This is a genomic window from bacterium, assembly GCA_024742285.1.
Taxonomy (GTDB): Bacteria; Myxococcota_A; UBA9160; order UBA9160; family UBA4427; genus UBA4427.
Window position 1 is genome coordinate 14,168 of sequence record JANSYR010000011.1, and the last position, 17,761, is coordinate 31,928.

At 64.8% G+C, this 17,761-nt stretch carries 19 protein-coding genes and 1 tRNA gene; 9 read left to right on the top strand and 11 right to left on the bottom strand.

Annotation, left to right across the window (positions count from 1 at the left end):
- Positions 1–478 precede the first annotated feature (478 nt).
- Positions 479–718, bottom strand: coding sequence for a hypothetical protein (locus NXI30_18900; protein MCR9096300.1), 240 nt, complete (start codon positions 716–718; stop codon positions 479–481).
- A 5-nt stretch (positions 719–723) separates the two neighbouring features.
- On the bottom strand, positions 724–1,113 hold the full coding sequence (locus tag NXI30_18905) for a hypothetical protein (GenBank protein ID MCR9096301.1): 390 nt from the start codon (positions 1,111–1,113) through the stop codon (positions 724–726).
- A gap of 113 nt (positions 1,114–1,226) precedes the next feature.
- Between NXI30_18905 and NXI30_18910 the strand changes: the two genes are divergently transcribed.
- The 5 genes from NXI30_18910 (at position 1,227) to NXI30_18930 (ending at position 7,321) form a co-directional block, all read left to right on the top strand.
- Positions 1,227–1,448: a helix-turn-helix domain-containing protein gene (locus NXI30_18910; GenBank protein ID MCR9096302.1), complete on the top strand. Its 222-nt coding sequence runs from the start codon at positions 1,227–1,229 to the stop codon at positions 1,446–1,448.
- Between the two features lie 383 nt (positions 1,449–1,831).
- Positions 1,832–2,998 carry a DNA methyltransferase gene (locus NXI30_18915; GenBank protein MCR9096303.1) on the top strand — a complete coding sequence of 389 codons (1,167 nt, stop codon included), beginning with the start codon at positions 1,832–1,834 and terminating at the stop codon, positions 2,996–2,998.
- 132 nt (positions 2,999–3,130) lie between these two features.
- A complete protein-coding gene (locus tag NXI30_18920; protein ID MCR9096304.1) occupies positions 3,131–3,760 on the top strand; it encodes a hypothetical protein in 630 nt (209 codons plus the stop codon).
- Positions 3,760–6,201 carry a hypothetical protein gene (locus NXI30_18925; protein ID MCR9096305.1) on the top strand — a complete coding sequence of 814 codons (2,442 nt, stop codon included), beginning with the start codon at positions 3,760–3,762 and terminating at the stop codon, positions 6,199–6,201. The genes NXI30_18920 and NXI30_18925 overlap by 1 nt, the downstream gene beginning before the upstream one ends.
- Positions 6,202–6,286: 85 nt before the next feature.
- A complete protein-coding gene (locus tag NXI30_18930; GenBank protein MCR9096306.1) occupies positions 6,287–7,321 on the top strand; it encodes a hypothetical protein in 1,035 nt (344 codons plus the stop codon).
- Positions 7,322–7,349: 28 nt separating this feature from the next.
- On the opposite strand, the gene NXI30_18935 is transcribed toward NXI30_18930, so the two are convergent.
- The gene (locus tag NXI30_18935) at positions 7,350–7,535 is read right to left on the bottom strand and encodes a hypothetical protein (GenBank protein ID MCR9096307.1); all 186 of its coding nucleotides are present in this window, start codon (positions 7,533–7,535) and stop codon (positions 7,350–7,352) included.
- 401 nt (positions 7,536–7,936) lie between these two features.
- On the bottom strand, positions 7,937–8,545 hold the full coding sequence (locus NXI30_18940) for a hypothetical protein (GenBank protein ID MCR9096308.1): 609 nt from the start codon (positions 8,543–8,545) through the stop codon (positions 7,937–7,939).
- 325 nt (positions 8,546–8,870) lie between these two features.
- Between NXI30_18940 and NXI30_18945 the strand changes: the two genes are divergently transcribed.
- Both NXI30_18945 and NXI30_18950 read left to right on the top strand, forming a co-directional pair.
- Positions 8,871–8,946: transfer RNA gene (locus tag NXI30_18945), tRNA-Lys, on the top strand.
- Between the two features lie 339 nt (positions 8,947–9,285).
- The gene (locus NXI30_18950; GenBank protein ID MCR9096309.1) at positions 9,286–9,636 is read left to right on the top strand and encodes a ParD-like family protein; all 351 of its coding nucleotides are present in this window, start codon (positions 9,286–9,288) and stop codon (positions 9,634–9,636) included.
- 19 nt (positions 9,637–9,655) lie between these two features.
- Here the strand turns inward: NXI30_18950 and NXI30_18955 are convergent, their stop codons facing one another.
- The 4 genes from NXI30_18955 to NXI30_18970 form a co-directional block, all read right to left on the bottom strand.
- Positions 9,656–10,276: a zeta toxin family protein gene (locus NXI30_18955; protein ID MCR9096310.1), complete on the bottom strand. Its 621-nt coding sequence runs from the start codon at positions 10,274–10,276 to the stop codon at positions 9,656–9,658.
- Between the two features lie 121 nt (positions 10,277–10,397).
- A complete protein-coding gene (locus tag NXI30_18960) occupies positions 10,398–11,033 on the bottom strand; it encodes a restriction endonuclease (protein MCR9096311.1) in 636 nt (211 codons plus the stop codon).
- Between the two features lie 44 nt (positions 11,034–11,077).
- Positions 11,078–12,157 carry a dihydrodipicolinate reductase gene (locus NXI30_18965; protein ID MCR9096312.1) on the bottom strand — a complete coding sequence of 360 codons (1,080 nt, stop codon included), beginning with the start codon at positions 12,155–12,157 and terminating at the stop codon, positions 11,078–11,080.
- A gap of 42 nt (positions 12,158–12,199) precedes the next feature.
- Positions 12,200–14,125 (bottom strand): NAD(P)/FAD-dependent oxidoreductase, encoded by a 1,926-nt coding sequence (locus NXI30_18970; GenBank protein ID MCR9096313.1) that lies wholly within the window; start codon positions 14,123–14,125, stop codon positions 12,200–12,202.
- A 136-nt stretch (positions 14,126–14,261) separates the two neighbouring features.
- On the opposite strand from NXI30_18970, the gene NXI30_18975 reads away from it, so the two are divergent.
- Positions 14,262–14,627, top strand: coding sequence for a VOC family protein (locus NXI30_18975; GenBank protein ID MCR9096314.1), 366 nt, complete (start codon positions 14,262–14,264; stop codon positions 14,625–14,627).
- Between the two features lie 25 nt (positions 14,628–14,652).
- Here the strand turns inward: NXI30_18975 and NXI30_18980 are convergent, their stop codons facing one another.
- The gene (locus NXI30_18980; protein MCR9096315.1) at positions 14,653–15,477 is read right to left on the bottom strand and encodes a phytanoyl-CoA dioxygenase family protein; all 825 of its coding nucleotides are present in this window, start codon (positions 15,475–15,477) and stop codon (positions 14,653–14,655) included.
- A 79-nt stretch (positions 15,478–15,556) separates the two neighbouring features.
- Between NXI30_18980 and NXI30_18985 the strand changes: the two genes are divergently transcribed.
- Positions 15,557–16,399 (top strand): NUDIX domain-containing protein, encoded by an 843-nt coding sequence (locus NXI30_18985; protein MCR9096316.1) that lies wholly within the window; start codon positions 15,557–15,559, stop codon positions 16,397–16,399.
- A 10-nt stretch (positions 16,400–16,409) separates the two neighbouring features.
- On the opposite strand, the gene NXI30_18990 is transcribed toward NXI30_18985, so the two are convergent.
- Both NXI30_18990 and NXI30_18995 read right to left on the bottom strand, forming a co-directional pair.
- Complete coding sequence (locus NXI30_18990) at positions 16,410–17,276, bottom strand: SDR family oxidoreductase (GenBank protein MCR9096317.1); 867 nt, start codon at positions 17,274–17,276, stop codon at positions 16,410–16,412.
- Between the two features lie 31 nt (positions 17,277–17,307).
- Entirely contained in the window at positions 17,308–17,754 is a 447-nt protein-coding gene (locus tag NXI30_18995; GenBank protein MCR9096318.1) for a peroxiredoxin, read from the bottom strand.
- Positions 17,755–17,761: the final 7 nt, after the last annotated feature.

Below are 17,761 nucleotides of genomic sequence, written 5' to 3' on the forward strand. Positions count from 1 at the left end.
TCCTCGCCTTCGCGTGCGGAGTCTCGCCCATTGGGACGGACTTCGGCGGATCTTGACACTCTGATGCAGGTCCCTGCCCACCGGCCTCCACTCGCCATCGCGCTGTCTCGGTCTTTCGTGCGTCCCTGGGCACTTGCGTCCGTGGAACACCAGCTCCTGACGCTGCTCGGCACTGTCAACAGATAGAGAACTAGCATGTACCTGCCCCGCGAGGGGCAACGAAGCCACAGCAGCAGCCGAGGGTGGTCAGGCTCGTCGAGCCCCCGCGACCATCGGGGATATAGGCCATGATGTCCGCAGCCTTCGCCCGCACATGCCCGCGCCAAGGCCACATCGCGGCGACGCGAGGGCTCTGCGCTCATGCGTCAGTGGCGGCGCCGATGCGAGAGCAGCGCCCAGAGACGCGCTCGGTACCGAGCCGAGCCCCTCGAACCGGGACACGTATACCCCATGAATTTTCGGGCGCGAAGCGACTGGGCTAGCCGGAGGCGCCGGCTTTTCGGGCCTTCCATGGCACGCGCGTCGACGCCTTGCTTCCGCAGGTCGGACACCGCCAGCCGCCGGCCTTGATGGCACTGCCTGCCCAGATCACGAGCCACAGGCCTGCGGTCAGGACTGTCAGGATCAGGTGCAGGATGTGATTCGTGCCCGCGCGGCGCACCATGACGCGCTTCTCGCAGTAGCCGCAGTAGCCGCCGGTCTCGTCGTAGCTGGCCACCCCACCTACCTCCGATGAGCCTGGCTGCGCGAAGGGCGGGCCACGCGCCCGGCGACCTCCCAGCAGAGGGTGCGCGCGACGACGTACGGGTACTGCGTCATGGTCAACTTGGCCTGGACCAACGCGGCCCATCGGCCCTGTGCGCTTTCTATGGCGGCTCTGACTGCGTCGCGCTCGCTCGCTCGTGGCGTCACCGGGATCAGGCCGAAGACTGCGGTCTCGCACTTCTCCCCGGAGACCTCAGGACCCATTTCCCAGCCGACCAGCGATCTCTCCGACTGAATCGCTTCCGCGATCGATTGGCCTGGCGCAATCTTGGCAATCTCCATGGGACCGGTAACGCAGCCCAGAGTCACGAATCCAACAGCTGCGGCGACTGTTGCGCGGATCTTCACGACTAAACCCTCCCAATGAGCGCGAATCGCGCCCTGTCAGCGTCGAGGGAATGATCGGATTTGCAGACAACTGTCTGTAGTACAATTGTCGGCGGCCCGGAACGCTTTGAGCAATGTCCTCAGGGCGGCTACAGAAGCGATTTGGCGTGGTGATTAGGCGGCGACGAGAGGTCGCTGGACTCAGCCAAGAGGGGCTCGCAGACGCGGCGGGGCTCCACCGCACGTACATCAGCCTGCTGGAGCGCGGGCAGCGGAATCCCTCGCTGGAGGTGATCGCGGCGCTGGCGGAGGGGCTCGAAACCACGATGGCGTCGCTGGTGAGCGAGGTGGAGTAGGGCGCATCAGTTGTACCGGCTGAGGCGGTGGAGGACGTGATTCCTCGGAAGGCGCCAGCTCTCGTGGACCATGAGAGGCAAAGCTACCTCGGCAGGAGCCGGTTCTCGGCTGCCTTGTCGGGGCGCCCATCTGGGGCCGCTGTGACCGACGTCGTCATACCCCGCTGGTAGATGTTGGAACCAGATGGGGACGGGGCACTCTCCGTGTCAGCGGACCGGCTGTGCGCCCTTGGATCGAAGCAGCTCTCCCGGGGAGCCGGCTCACGAGATACGGCGTTCTATTTGTCGCAACTCTCACGCTAAGTGCTTGCCATTGCGTAGAAAATCTATCGCGGGTAGGATACGCAAACCCCCCGTAGAGCAATCGTGAGCAAGGCCCAGTCATGCAGCTTGAGGCGGGAACGGTCGCCAGCCTTCGACGTGCGCTCGGCACTACTGCCTACACCTCCGGCAGCACGCACAACTTCTACCACTACCCGGCCCGCTTCCACCCCGAAGTAGCGCGAGAGGTCATCTCGACGTTTTCGCGCCGTGGAAGCTGGATCCTGGATCCGTTCATGGGTGGCGGCACAAGTGTCGTCGAAGGACTGGCTCTCGGCCGTCGCGTCGTCGGCGTCGACATCAACTCTCTGGCCCACTTCGTGGCCGACGTACGCACTCGTCCTCTGTCAGAAGCTGACGCAGAGGCGATCCGTGATTGGGCGCACGAAGCTGCGGAGACGCTGACCGATTCTGATTTGTCTTGGGTAGAACGGCTCGATGCTCGCAACCTTCCGCGCGCGACAGAGCTCTTCATCTCCGGCGCGCTCGCGCTTGCCGAGGACATGCTCCCGCGTCGAACAGAATTCGCTCGAGCCGTACTCCTCCGTCTGGGGCAGTGGGCCCTCGACTGCCGCGATTTTCAGGCTCCGAGGCGGTCTCAGCTCGCCGAACGCCTTCCGATGTATGCCGAAGAAATGCTCCAGGGCATGCAGAACCTCGTCGAGTCTTGCCGGGATTCCGGTGTTGCGAAGAACCAGATCACTTCCCGAAGAGTGTTGCTGAACCGAAGCGCCGTCGACCTTCACCGCGACGATCGCGTCGCGGAAATTCGAGGCAAACCGCGGCTTGTCTTCACCTCTCCTCCGTATCCTGCTGTCCACGTGCTCTACCATCGATGGCAATACCGCGGGCGGAAGGAAACGGATGCGCCCTATCGAATCGCGAACGTCACCGACGGATCGGGAACCTCGTACTACTGCGGTGGCAGCCGAACCCCAACTGGACTCCGCAACTACTTCTCCATGATCGCGGACGCCTTCTCCTCGGTCGCGCGCGTGATGCATCGCGACGGGCTAGTCGTTCAGATCGTCGGCTTCTCTGATATCCAGATGCAGCTGCCCCGCTACATCTCGGCTATGGACGATGCCGGCTTCGAAGAGGTCCGCCCGAACGGACCGGGATCCCACCGCCTGCGCCGCCGCGTCGCGAATCGCAAGTGGTACGCGAAGCTCCAGGGCAACGTCGACGCCTCGACGGAACTGCTGCTTCTGCACCGACTTCGCCGCTAGGCCCATCTCGCGCGATGTGGATGAGGGTGTGCGAGGCGTGGCCGCGCGCGTCGATTCCCCTAGGGGATTTCGCGCCCCCATAAAATACAGGGGAGCTCTTGACTCCCTGTATCGTGCCTCTACTCTACGAGCATGACGACAGTACAGACAGCTCGGGGGATCGTGGCCGATGCCGAGAAGGCGTTGCGCGATCTCATTCAGCAACAGATCGACGAGCACCGGTACACGGAACTCCCGGAGCTGGCACGCCTCGCAGACGGGGTGGCCCGGCTCCTCCGCGGCGATGCCCCGGCAGTCCAGTCCGAGCCGCGCGTCGCAGTGGAGCGGGCACCCGGCGCCGCGCAGCCAGCGAAGCGAACCGCCACGAAGCGGCATTCGGCCAAGGCAGCGAAGAAGGCGGACTACCCGAAGTTCACTCGCGATGGCGACAGGCTGATCAAGATCGGCTGGTCGAAGAAGGCCCGCGAGGAGTACGAACACCGGACGCCGCGCGACGCTGCACGGGCGTTCTGGCGGCACCTCGCAACAAGCACCACGAGCGGAAAGCTGTTCACTATTGAAGAGCTGCTGCCGGTGCCGGACGCCTCGGGCGGCGACGTGCCCGGTTACCAGGTCTACATGACTCTCGCCTGGCTTCGGAAGGCGGGGCTCATCGAGAAGCGTGGTCGAGAGGGCTACCTCGTGACTGCTCCCGACCTGAGCGACCAGAAGTTCGACGCGCTGTGGGATGAAATCCCTGCGCGAGTTGAGGGGAAGCAGTAATGGCTATTCGAACCGCAGACGAGCTCTTCAGCAGACTCTCCAAGGCGCGCGAGGTCAGCGAGGTCGAGGTGATCCTCAAGGAGATCGGCGATTCGGGGACCGTCGGTCTCAACGAGACGTTCGGACCTCTCGGGTGCAAGTGGGTGCCGTACGGGGCAACCGACTCGAACGCATCCACGATCGGTCTCGGGTCGAAGCCCGGACGCAGCCTCACCGAGCGGATTACGAACGCGATGGACGCGGTTCTGGAATTGAAGCATCACGAATCGGGCAGTTCGAGCCCGTCGCGACCGTTCGAGGCGGCTGCCGATTGGTTTGGCCGGCCGGCCTCGGGCGCTCGGGAGGGCTTGTTCCAGGTCGAATCGAAGGAAGGCGATCTCAGCCGGCACATCGGGGTGATCCTCTCGGACAGCGGCGTCGCCGGCTCGCCTACGATCGACGTCGTGGATGACGGGATCGGGCTCACTGCCGACGAGATGCCGTCGACCATCCTCAGTCTCCAGAAGGGCAACAAGATCAAGAAGCCGTACCTGATTGGCGCCTTCGGCCAGGGGGGCGCCTCCACCCTCGCTTTCTGCAAGTACGCTGTCTTCTTCTCGCGAGACCACGAATCACCCGATCGCGTCGCCTTTACGATCGCCAGGCTGATGGACCCGGGGGAGGAATACGATCTCGACGTTTACGTGTACCTCACCATTCACGGGAAGGTCCCCAGTATTGATGCGCCGAGCGGCGACCTCAGCCTTTATGACGACGCCGGGCTCAAGCGTCCGCCGCGTCTACAGCACGGGACGATCGTGCGTCATATCGCTTACGAGCTCCCCAGTCTCGACAAGACGCTTCAAGCGTCCCCTGGCAATCTGTATCACTACCTACACCTGTCCCTCTTCGATTCGCTGCTTCCCTTCCGTGTGATGGACATCCGGGAAGGCCGAACCAAGGACGAGCGGGTGGGTGGTAGCCGCAACCGGCTCATGAAGTACGTGGACAAGTCGGACGGATCCGAAGAGGAAGACGACAGCCGCATCTCCGTGATTCATCACAACGAGATGGAGTACATCGTCCCCCTGGCCAGCAAGGAGCCCTCCATCGGCGTCGAGTACTGGGTCCTCGAGGCGAAGCGGAAGAATAAGGGCGAGCTGAAGCTGCGGTCCAGCTCGAGCGATCTGTTCGTCAATCGGGCAAAGCCCATCGTGGCAACGGTGAACGGCCAAAATCAAGGCGAGCTGCCGGCGAAGTTCATCAAGGATCTCGGTCTGGGCATGGTGTCGAAGCACATTGTCATCCATCTCGATGCCAGTCGTACCTGCCGAGCCACGCGACGCGAACTCTTCTCGACGACCCGCGAGGATTTCAAGGAGAGAGGCGAGCTGAAGAACCTCGAGGACACGCTCGCCAAGATCCTGAGCGACGACCCTCGCCTGGCAGAGATCGAAGAACAGCTCACGAATCGGTTCGTTGATCGCGAGTCGAAGGAGACCAACAAGAAGGTCAAGCGCCAGATCACCAGTCTGCTTCGTGACGCGGGCTTCACTCGGACCGTGGAGGGTGAAGGCAGCGAAGGATCCACGGTCGTCACGGATGGTAGCGGTGGCGGAGGATCGGGCTCCGACGAGCCCACGAGGCCCAGGCCCCGAACGCCGCGCCGGCCCATTACGCCGCTCCCGACGTTGCCGTTTCCCGACGTCACGAAGTGGGATATCGCCGCACCGAAGGACAAGGTCCGTTTGCCGCTCAATGGCCGGGCCCTTCTCCGCATCGAGACCGACGCTGATTGGAAATTCGACCAGAAGAAGTTGATCAGCCTCGAGTTCGATCCCGCGCGGGTCGAGGTCGCGTCAGTCTCCCAGCTCAAAGGCGGCCGAAAGCAGTGGCGCCTGCGTCCAGTTGCGGACTCGAAGGTGGGCGATGTTGGCACCGTTACTGCCGTACTCCGCACGCCGAACGGCGGCGAGCTACGAACGGCGATCCAGTACGAGATCCTACCGCCGCGCACCGCCGGCGATAAGGCGAGTCGCGGCCTCATTCCCGACTTCGATGTCCTCGCGATAAGCCCTGACAGCGACGACGACATCGAGACGTGGAACGAATTGTGGCCTCAGCACGAAGACGCCTCCCGTGAGAAGAAATCGGAGGTCGCATACAAGGTCCTGAAAGCGAAGGACAAGACCATCGTCTACTACTCGACGGCCTACGAACCATACCAGCATGCCGTCGAGCGGATTAAGTCGAAGTCGAAGGCCGCTGCCGAGCTGTTCGAGGAGAACTACCAGGTCTGGATCGGATATCACGCGATCCTGCAGCTGAAAGACGACCAAGCGGCGGACGACGCGGAAGCTGAGAAACTCGAAGCCGAACGGTGTCGTGTCGCCCAGGTGCAGGTGCGGGTGGCTAGTCAGCTGGCGGAGCTTCAGCGAAAGGTTGCGCGCGCGGACGACTGATCGGAAACGCGAAGGGCCGCGTTCTGCCGACGATCTAGAAGGCCATCCGGCCTTGTCGAGCACCGTCACAAATGAGGAATTCTGAATGGCTACGCCCGATCCCGATCCCGATGCTGAGATGCGAGAAGAGGCGAGAGCTTCTCTGATCCGAATTCAGCAATTCGATCCCGAATCGCTGCCCCGGGAGAATGTGCTCGGCAGCAGTTTTCATTTCCGAGACGCGGTTGCGCCAGCAAGACGCCTCATCGAACTATACGAGCGCCTTGCGCCGTCCGCGTTGGACGATCTTCCTCTGCAACAGCTTCAGCAGATTCGAGATCAAGCGAATCAGGACTACCAAAGGATCGACGAAATCCTCGAGTTTGATCCCAAGGAAGCGAATGCCACCGCGCTCCACCAACAGTGCGTCAACAATCTGATAGGCGCGTATCAGCCGACGTTCGCGCTGCTTCATCCATTCATCTCATACTCACTTCACAAGACGGCTGACTTTAATCGACTGGAAGGCGAGGCCCGCGCGACCCTTCAGGCCATCAGAGACCAAGCAGATGAGATCACGCAGGCCCTTGAGAAGGACAAGGTAGCGGCAGAGCAAGTACTTCAAGATGTGCGCAAGGTCGCGGCGGAGCGCGGCGTGACGCAGCAAGCCATCTATTTTCAAGAGTCGGCAGACAAGCACGACGAAAGATCCGACGAATGGCAAACGCGGACCGTTAGGGTCGCGATGGGTCTCGGTCTGTACGCATTCGCGACCCTCTTCTTCCATAAATGGGAGTGGCTCGCGCCGACGGATACCTATCAGGCAATCCAGATGGCCGTAAGCAAGATCCTCGTCTTCGCAACGATTTCCTACATGCTTTACCTGTGCGCGAAGAACATGCTGTCCCACAAGCACAACGCCATCGTCGACCGCCACAGGCAGAACGCGCTCATGACCTACAAGGCAATCGTGGAGGCGGCCGGCGAGACTCCCAATCGCGAAGTCATTCTTGTTCAAGCCGCCGCCTGCATTTTTGGACCGCAAGGAACCGGGTACGCTCAAGACTCCGCGCCCCCACCTCCAGGAGCGCATTCGGTGGTTGAATTCTTGTCGCAACCGCTGAGGGGAGGGGGCGACTAGAAGGAGCAGCCCTTTGGCTATCCAGTTTTCAGTCGAGTCGATTTACCAGGCGCTTGGTGAGTACATGGTCTGCTTCCAGTGGCTCGAGAACCAAATTTCTCAGTTGGCCATCCAGGTTCTCGATCCGGAGCACACCGGGAGGGCAGATGCTTTCGTAATCGGCCGATCCTTCCGCGATCTTGTCCGCTCGACTGATCTCGCGTTCGCGCGGCATGTAGACCTAGTCGACGTAGACAATGCATCAGAGCACAAGGCCAAGTTTCATGCCCTTATGAAGCGGTGTGAGGCCGTGAGTCAATCACGAAACCGACTCGTCCACTCGACATATCTTCACGTTGAAGCGGGAGGAGAGCTCCAAACGATCCTGCGGTCAAAGCCGGGAGTCAGGACCGGCGGAGCCCAGGGTCCTCGCGTCGAGTTCGACAGGGCAGAGCTGTCCGAAAGCTCATTTCAAGAGCACATTCGCGGAGCAGCGGACTGTGGCTTTGAGGTAGGTCAAGCACGCGTCCAGATCGTGCATTGGCTCGGCCGCGCCTAGCGACTGCAGGCGGCGTGCCGCTCGGTGTGGCTGTAGAGGGACGAAACTACCTGTTGATAATTAGAGCCTGATAGTGACTACGCGGCGGAGAACAGGAACGGGAACTCAGAGGCGCAGTTCGCGCGAATGCGGGAATAGAGAGCGGCTGCGTCTTGTCCTTCGTCGTGGGTTGCAAGTGTGAGGTAGTAGTTCTCTCCCTCATGCTTGCCGAAGATGATCCACTCGCCCGTCGCACCCTTTCTTACGCGGTCTTCCCAGCCCCCAATAACCATCCTCTGCGTCAGCGCCCCGATCCAGTGATCAGGGTCGTCACCGTGCTCGCTCGCAACGTCTGCCAACAGATTGTCTAAGGCTTGATTGCCGCCTTGGCCGAGACCCCATCGGTCCCCGAGATTGCGGAGCATGTGCCGAGCTGCGGCATAGTGCTTGTGGTAGAGCGAGTCCATCGGACTTCTGAGGAAACGGCTGGCCGGCTTCGTAAGCGTAGGCCGAGAGGGGTTCTCGAGGTGTTCGATCTCGTCGAGAACGGGGAAGTAGTCGAGCTGATTCTCGCGGTTGAAGACTAGATGGATTGCGAGGTAGGTGCTGATGCGCGGCGCCACAGGGCGCCCCCGCATGGCGTCCATCTTCAGGGCCGCAACCTGCTCTGGCGAGAGTTCGAGGGTCTTGTTCTGAGGTTCAGTCACGCCTCTGCCGGATTGCCAGTTGGCAACCTGACCCTCCGCTTCCTGTCTCTCGGGGTCGGCGCCAGGTCGCCCAATCGCGCAGCGTAGCCCGTGCCTTCCGGCGGGCGGTGTCGGAGCATGTCTGACGACGAACTGCCCGGGCTAGCCTAGGCCCGGTCCCCGCCGGTAGGTCACCTGCAAAAGGCCTGGACGTGGGCGGAGCTCGGGCAGGCGAGGCAGCAGTCCGGCATCCATCCTCATTCCCTTCCTCGGCCACTCTGGGCCTCGCCGCCACACCTGGGCCGCTTGCCATTTCCTTTTGGATCCCGAATGGTTACGATTCGGCGGGCCCGTAGCTCAGTTGGTAGAGCAGGAGACTTTTAATCTCACGGTCCAGGGTTCGAGTCCCTGCGGGCTCACCACTCAGATTCAACCGATTGTCCGCAATCCTCTTGATCTGAGCGGTCGTTTCGTTCCTCGACGGACGATCGTCCAGTCGGAGAGGCGCCGCCGAGCCGTGCGGCCTGGCGAGGAAGCGCGCTGGGACGTACGAGCGACATCGCGTTCGCAGAACGCTGCGGCTCCCCACCGGGGGCGTGGCAGCAACTCGTCCAACGTGCTGAAACGGTTGGTTTTTCGCCACATGGATCCGCGACGCTGAGATTCAGGTTGTTTGCGTCTTCGCGAGCCCGCTAAAGTCCGGGTGCGGGTAACCGATGGTTACTTCTGGTTACTTCCAGCCGACGCGGAGATCCAAAGCCATGGCTTCGAAGCCCGTCAAGATCTCAGAGGAGTTCGTCGCCGTCGCGCAGACGGAGAGCGTGGTGATGAACCGCTCGATCGGCGGACAGGTGGAGTACTGGGCAAAGCTCGGTCGACAGGTCGAGCGGTCCGGAGTGATCCGGACCGACGTGATTCGCGCGCTGATGACCGGAGAGGGGAGTGTCCAGACGCTGACCGCCGCCGAGGACGAGGCGTATCTCGATGCGCTCTCGACGCGTCTCGAGGCGCTCGATGGATCCGACACGAGGATCCTGGACGACCTGCGGTCCCGAGGCCGGTCGATCGTCTCGACGGACGACGACGGCACGCTCGAAGTCGAGAAGTCCTGATCGGCGTCCGACTTCAGGCTCACGGGCTGTCTCGCCACTCCGCGAGCGACGCCGCGTAGGCTTCGCGCACCCAGCCGGGCACGCGCTCCCGCGGCGGGCGGACGATTCGTCCATGCCGTAGCCGCATCACGAACCTGTGGGTCGACCGACCGCCGTCGCCCGAGTTGTCGAAGACGTAGGTCGTCTCCGCGAGGTCTGCGGCTTGCGGGATCAAGCGCTGACAGCGGTCGAAGCGAGCCGCGACCCTGTCCGCCGGCACGTCGTGTCCACCGTCCTCGACGCGTGTCGCGACACGTGCGTTGGCGAGTTCGGCATTGTCCAGTCCGACGTGGTACAGGAGGACGCGATACCCGCGCGCTTGCGCCTCTCGAACCAGGTCCAGCTTCGACGCGTGAGAGAATACGGTCTCCGTCACGAACGAGAGCCGCTGGTCCATGAGCGCCGCGCGGCGTTCGACGGCCAGGCGCGCGGCTTCCTCGTTGTGTTCCGCTTCGGCGCCCGGCCAGCGATCTCGCGCGATCTCGTCGGCATTGACGAACTCGGCACCGGGGGTGATCTCGCGCAGATGATAGGCGTAGAAGGACGTCTTGCCGGCTCCGTTGACGCCCGCGATGAGGTGAAGTGTGGGCCTTTCAGGCATCGTGATTGATCGAGCTTTCTTGGGCCCCGAACGTCTTCAGGACCCGGTCAGCGTGGCGTCGAAGCAGTCGGGACGGGTCTCCTGTGCTTTTCGCCATATCCGCGCATTCAGGCTTGCCGCCCTATGTCGTCTGTCGGAGAAGAGGCACGACGCGTTCCGTCAGCTCTTCCAGAGAGCCGAGGCGGGACAACTCCAGCCGGGTCGGCTCACCGGCTTCGATCGGGGAGCGCCTGAACGACCGGACGAGGTCTCGTCCGCGGATGAGTTCAACCTCGTGTTCGACAGCGCTCTTCTTGAGCAGACGCGACGCGCGGCCGTTCGTCGCCACGACCAGCGAGTACGAGCGACTGTGACCATCCGGGATGTAGGTCGAGAGGTAGTGACTCGCGCCGTTCCTGACTTGATCGACCGCGTCATCCGGGATTCTCCGATCGGGTTCTCCCACGTGCTTGGCCTGAATGAACGAGATCCGTCCGTTCTTTACCGCAAGGACATCGATACCTCCGTCACCGGAGTAGGGCGTCAGGACGACTTCGTGTCCCTGCGCGCGATACCACGCCGCGACGAAGGCTTCGAATCGATCTGGCGACATGTCCGATCGCTGACTCGACGAATCGATCGGAAGTGACTCGACCGCAGGTCCCCCGAAGTCCTCGTCGAGCACTCGGCCGATCAGTCCGGCCGCTGCATCCGATTCGTCGAGGGAGGGCACGAGCGGCGTGTCCCACAACGCCGGCGCAGCCTCGAACTCGGTCACGAAGTGGTACTCCCGGAGACTGATTCCACCCCGAGCCCCGCTCGCTACGCCGTCCCCAGATTCCGCGACGGCGTCCACGGCAGATCCAGCGTACTCACCATCCCCGCATTCATCCCCACGATCTGCGGGATCGCGTTGATCACCCGGTTGGCCGTCGCCTGGACGCCGCCCGTGTTGTGGTCGCCGTCCTCGCCCTTCGTGAAGCACTCGAGCTGGACGTCCGGGTTGCCCTTCACGATCGCGCGATGGACGCCGCTTCGGCCTTCCGGCGCCTTGGGCCACTGCGGGGCCTGGTCGAGGCCGAGGCGGTTCACGTGCTCGGCCACGATCAGGGGCCGGCCGTCGACGATCCCCTGGAGCTCGAAGCGGACGGCGCCGCACTGGCCGGCTTCGACCGCCATCATCGGGCACTCGAAGTCTTCCTTCGCGAAGTCGCGTTCGTAGACTTCGCGGATTTCTTCGAGCTCGACGCCGAGGGCGTCCGCCATCAGGCGGATCATCGCGCCCCAGCCCGAGGTCAGCATGCCGGGCATGCCCATGATCGGGCTCGCCGACTCGTCCTTGCCGAAGCCGAAGGCCACACCCGTGAAGTCCGGGTCCTCGTAGGTCGAGTAGTCGCAGAGCTCCTGGACGCGGATCTCTTCGACCTCGCCGGCGATCTGGAGCGCGGCGAGGGGGAGGACGTCGCCGGAGAAGCCCGGGTCGATCCCATTGATGAAGAGGGTGCTCCCGCCGGCGCGGCAGGCCTCTTCGAGAACGGCGCGAAGGTCCGGGTCGCCGTGGGCCGGGTAGATGAACTGGATGAGGGCCACGCCGACCACGTCGATCCCGGCTCGCAGGAGGCGCGCCATGTCGTCGGTCGCGTCCTTCGCGCGGAGCTCGCCGTTCGCCATGTAGACGCAGCAATCCGGCTCGAGGGCGAGGAGCGCGTCCACGTCGTTCGTGGCCCGGACGCCGGTCACGACGTCGAGGCCGGCGAGCTCGCCGGTGTCCTTGCCCTGCTTGGCCTCGGCGTTCGCGTGCAGGCCGACGAGCTCGAGGTTCGAGTGGCGGACGAGGGCGCGGAGACTCTGGAGACCGACGTTGCCGGTGCCCCACTGGATGACGCGATAGGACCTGGACATGAGTGTTTCCTCGAGAAGGGGAGGGAGAAGGGCGCTGCGGATCTAGAGCAGCTCGTAGTCCGCGGACTCTACCTTCCGTGTCTGCTTCCAGTAGTCGAGCAGGCCGTAGGGCCAGTTCTGCGACACGCGGCCGTGCTGGTTCTTGTACCAGGTGTTGACCGTCGCGGCGCCCCAGGCGCGCCTCATGTTGTCGGCATCGATCCGCTCGTTGTAGGCGTCGTGGACCGCCGGCTTGCAATCCATGGCGTGCTTGCCGTCCCGGAGCAGCATCTCGATCGACGCGAGCAGATAGTCGACCTCGCACTCCGTGAAGAAGATGATGCTGCCGTTGACGACGATGTTCGTGTTCGGGCCATAGAGCAGGAAGAGGTTCGGGAAGTAGGGGAGGGTGATCCCCAGATAGGCCCGCGCGTCCCCCGCCCAGTGGTCGTGGAGCTCGCGCCCGTCCCGGCCGACGACTTCGAGCGGCATGAGGAAATCGCTGGCGGTGAAGCCGGTTCCGTAGACGATCACGTCGGCTTCGACCTCGCTTCCGTCGACGAGGCGGATGCCCTTCTCGGTGATCCGGTCGATTCCGGTGGTCTCGAGGGTCACGTCGTCGCGGGCGAAGGTGGCCGGCAGGATCCCGTTGTCGCGGACGAAGCGCTTCGAGAAGGGCGGGTAGGCGGGCGTCATCTTCTCGAGGAGCTCGGCGTCGCCTCCGGTCGCCTCCTTCAGGTACTCGACCAGCATGACGCGGATGTCTTCGTTGAGCGGACCGACGGAGCCCGGCGCGCCCGACCAGCCGTCCTGGACCTCGACGGTCTCGAGGAGCCCCTCGGCCGTGCTCCAGAAGAGCCAGAACCGGTACCACTCGGCGTAGTGGGGCACGTGCTGGTAGAGCCACTGCAGGCCGCTCGGGACCTCTTCGTGGTAGTCGAGGGTCGGGAGCAGCCACGGCGGCGTTCGCTGGAGGACCGTCAGGTGGCTCGTCTGCTCGGCCAGGATCGGAATGAACTGACACGCCGAGGCGCCGGTTCCGATCACGGCGACCTTCTTGTCGGTCAGGTCGATGCTCCGGTCCCAGCGCGCGGAGTGGAACGAAGGGCCGGCGAAATCGTCCATGCCGTCGATCTCGGGCATGCGCGGGCGGTTCAACTGGCCCATGCCGCTGACGAGGACCTGAGCGGAGACGTCTTCGCGCGCGCCGCTCGACTCGAGCTCGAGATTCCACGCGCCGCTCGCTTCGTCGAAGACCGCGCGCTTCACCTCGGTTCCGAAGCGGATGTGCTCGCGGAGTCCGAACGCGTCCGCCACGTGCTTGAAGTACTCGAGCAGGATCGGCTGGGTCGAGAAGAGCTGGGGCCACTCGAAGCCCTGGGCGAACGAGTAGCTGTAGAAGTGGTTGGAGACATCGACCCGGCAACCCGGATAGACGTTGTCGTGCCAGGTCCCGCCGACGTCGTCGCTCTTCTCGAAGATCGTGAAGGGGATCTCCGCCTGCTGGAGGCGGATCGCGGCGCAGAGGCCGGACATGCCGGCGCCGATGATCGCGACGTGGAAGTCGCGGTCGGGGGCGAGCTCCGACTTCTTCCACTTGGGGGCGCGCGTGTCGGCGCCGTCGAGACTCAGCTCGTCGAGGAGGAAGGGCAGGGTCTCGTCGAGGCGCGACGGGTCGATCACGAAGCCGAGCAGGCGACGCAGCTCTGCCTCGGTCGGTCGCGGCGGCTCCGGACAGCCGGCGTCCCGCCAGCGCTTGAGCGCTTCGAAGCAGCGCGCCCGCGCGTCGGCGATCTGCGCCTCGTCGTAGCCGCCCTGCTCGCCGGCGAGCAGTCCCTGCTGGGGCTCCGGCGCGCCGTCGAGGATGGCCGGGTCTCCGGTCAGATGGCTCGTGGCGAGCAGGAGCGCGGGGAGCTGGGCGTCTTCGAGATGGCGGGCGAGCTCGTCGTCGGTCGCTTCGAGCTTCTCGATCCGGCGTTCGGAGGACATGGGGACTCCAGTCGTGGCGGGGAGCGCGGGGGGCGAGCAGTCCCCGCGACCGGAACGCATACTACCACTCGACGGCGCGCGACGAGGCGCGTCGGATCCCCCGAATGGGCGAGGGGAAGCGACGGGCCGAGGCGGGATGTCGGGGATCGAATCGATCAGTGCGGTGACGGTCCTCGTCGGCGACATGGGGCGATCGGTCCGCTTCTACGAGGCGCTCGGCTTCGAACGGCTCTACGGCGGCGCGTCCGCCGACTTCACGAGCTACCGGGTCGGCGACGGCTATCTGAATCTCGCGGCGCGCGAGGCGCTCGGCGACGTCCCGTCGTGGGGGCGCACGATCCTCTACGTCGACGACGTCGACCGGATGCATGACCGGGTGGTCGAGGCGGGGTACGCGCCGGAGTTCGCGCCGCGGGATGCGCCCTGGGGTGAGCGCTACTTCCACGTGCGCGACCCGGATGGCCACGAGCTCAGCTTCGCGCGCCCCCTCGGCCAGCCGTAGGAGGTTGGGGAATACGCGCGGCGCGTCAGTCGGTGTTCGCGCGCACGCCCGAGTAGGCGGTTTCCGCCACGTGCTCGGCGCCCAGGAACCCACCCGGCGAGTCTCCGTTCACGTGGCCCATGATCCCGCGGTACAGCGTGAAGCCGCAGAGCTGCTGGAGTCGCGCGGGCATCTCGCGCACGTCCTCGGGCTTGAGCGCGTAGTACTGGTTCTGCTGCTGGCGCATCCAGCCCTGGCAGTACTGGATGTTGAGGCCCAGGCGCCAGTCGTCTTCGCTCGTGTTCGCGCCGCCGCAATGCCACGTGCCTCCGTTCACGACGAGAATCGAGCCGGCGGGCATCTCCGCCGGGATGTGCTCGTACTCCTTCGTGTAGTCGGGCTCGTGGTCGAAGCGGTGGGAGCCGGGGACGACGCGGGTGGCGCCGTTGGCGTCGGTGAAGTCGGTGATCGCCCAGATCGTCGTGACCATGAAGGGGATGCGCGGGCGCGGGACGGTCACGAGGCTGTCGTCGCTGTGCAGGCCCTGGAGACGCTCGCCGGGGCCGATGTTCATCGACGTGGTTCCCGAGAGCAGGCACTCGCGGTCGAGCAGCTGCTCGGCGAAGGGCAGGGCGTTCTCGTGAACCGGGAGCTCCCAGAAGACGCGGTCCTTGTCGAGCAGGTTGTACATCCGCTTCGTCGAGAAGCCCTCCGCCGGGTTGTTGCGGGGCCCGACGTCGAGCTCGTCCTCGAGGCGTGCGACGGCGTCGCGGATCCGCTGGAGGAGGCCGGGCTCGATCGCGTTCTCGACGATGCAGTAGCCCTGGTCTTCGATCGTTCCGAGGTGCTTCTCGAGGGTCGTGGGGTCCATGGACGGAGGATGGCGCTCGCCGCCGCCGGGCGCACATCGGGTTCTGCGCGGCCGTCCTCGGCTGGGTTAGGGTCCGCGCATGCGTGAGAAGCCCGGTCCCGACTTCGCCCCTGCGGTGCCGATTCCGGCGGCGACGGTCATCCTCGTCCGGGATGCGATCGAAGGCGTCGAGGTCTTCCTGATGGAGCGCAGCGGCTTCGGCGTCTTCGGCGGGCTCCACGTCTTCCCGGGTGGGAAGATCGATCCGACCGATGGCGACGCGCTCTGGTCCGGCCTGGCCGAGGGCGTGGACCCGTCCACCGCGAACGCGACGCTCGGTGTAGATGCAGGTGGGCTCGACTACTGGGTGGCCTGTATCCGCGAGTGCTTCGAAGAGGCGGGGGTCCTGCTCGCGACGCGGGAGGACGGGACGCTGCTCCCGCTGACCGATCCCGTTCGCCGCGCGCGGTTCGCCACGTGGCGCGAGCGCTTGAACGGCGGCGAGAAGGGGGCCTTCGAGGCGATGTGCCAGGCCGAGGGGCTGCGCCTGGCGGCGGATCGGCTCGCGTACGTGTCCCACTGGATCACGCCGATCGAGCAGCCGAAGCGCTTCAACACGCGCTTCTTCGTGGCGCGGGCGCCCGCAGAGCAGGAAGCGCTGCACGACGGGTTCGAGACGGTCGAGAGCCATTGGATCCGTCCCGAGGTCGCGCTCGATCGCTGGCAGCAAGGCGAGCTCAACCTGATCTCGCCGACCTTCACGAATCTGGAGGCGCTCACGGGATTCGACTCGACCCAGGCGGTCCTCGAGGCGAAGCGCGCCGTCGATCCCGCGACGATCCCGGTCATCCTCCCGAAGGTGACACCGCGCGAGGGCGGGGACTTCGACGAGGAGATCGCGGTCGTCGGGCGGGGCGGGCGCGCCTTCGACGACGCCGACTGAGTAGGGGCTGCTAGAGCCCGGTGGGCCGGTTCGTGAAGCGTCCGGCCTGAGGCGAAAGGAACCAACCGCCACCGGCGAGGGTGCCGCCGTCCACCGGCAGGTTGTGCCCGGTCACGAAGCTCGAAAGGTCCGAGGCGAGGAAGAGGGCGGCGCGCGCCTGCTCTTCCGGCCAGCCGAGACGGCCGACCGGATCCCAGGAGGGCCAGAGGTGTTCGTGCTCCTCCCACCCGGTCCGGTAGTCGACCTGTGGCGTCTGGCAGAGGTCGGTGCCGATCCCGTTCACGCGGATGCCGTTGCGCCCCTGGCCGACTGCGAGACTGGTCGTGAAGTGCGCGACCGCGGCCTTCATCGCCGCGTAGATCGGTTCGCCCGGATAGCCGCGCATGCCCTCGACGCTGTGGAAGTTCACGATCGATCCGCCGCCCCCTTCGATCATGGCGTCTATGAAGGCGTGGGTGACGCGCACGACGTGCAGGAAGTTGATCTGGTACATCGCGTCCCAGGTCTCCGGCCCCGACTCCCGGAACGGAGCGAGCGGGCGGTAGTCACCGACGTTGTTCACGAGGACGTCGATCGTCGCGTGCTCGGCGAGCACCGCCTCCTTCAACCGCTCGACGTCCGCGGGCTCGCGAACGTCGACGTCGTGGGTCCTCGCCGCGCCGCCGGCCGCCTCGATCTCGGCGACCGCACGGGCGCCGCGTTCGGGGTCGATCTCCGCGATCTCGACCTTGGCCCCGTGCTGGGCGAAGAGCCTCGAGATCGCGCCGCCGATCCCGTCGCCGCCTCCGGTCACGACGGCGACCCGGCCGTCGAGGAGGCGGTTCCAGTCGGAGATCTTCGGGACGTCGCTGGGCTGCTGGCTGCTTTCAGGGGGCATCGGTTCTCCGTGCTCGTGAGAGGGGCTTCGCCTAGCGATCGCGGAGGATCGTCAGGGCGCGGTCGGCGTGGCCGGTCATGTCGATCTCGCTGTTGACCACGCCGAGCAGGGTCCGGTCGGTGTCGATCACGAAGGTCGATCGCTTGCTCGGGAGGGGGCCGAAGCGTTTCACGCCGAAGAGCTTCGCTACCGCTCGATCCGGATCCGAGAGGAGGGGGAAGCCGAGGTCGTTCTTGTCGTCGAAGGCCTTCTGCCGATCCACCGGATCGGCGCTGATTCCCGCGCGCTGGGCGCCGAGCTCGCTGAACTCGCTCGCCAGGTCGCGGAAATGGCAGCTCTCGATCGTTCAACCCGGCGTCATGGCCTTCGGATAGAAGAAGAGGACGAGCGGCCCGTCCACGAGCAGCTCCGAGAGCCGTACTTCGCGACCCGACTGGTCGGTCGCGCTGAAATCATCGATCACGTCACCGGATTCCATGTCGATT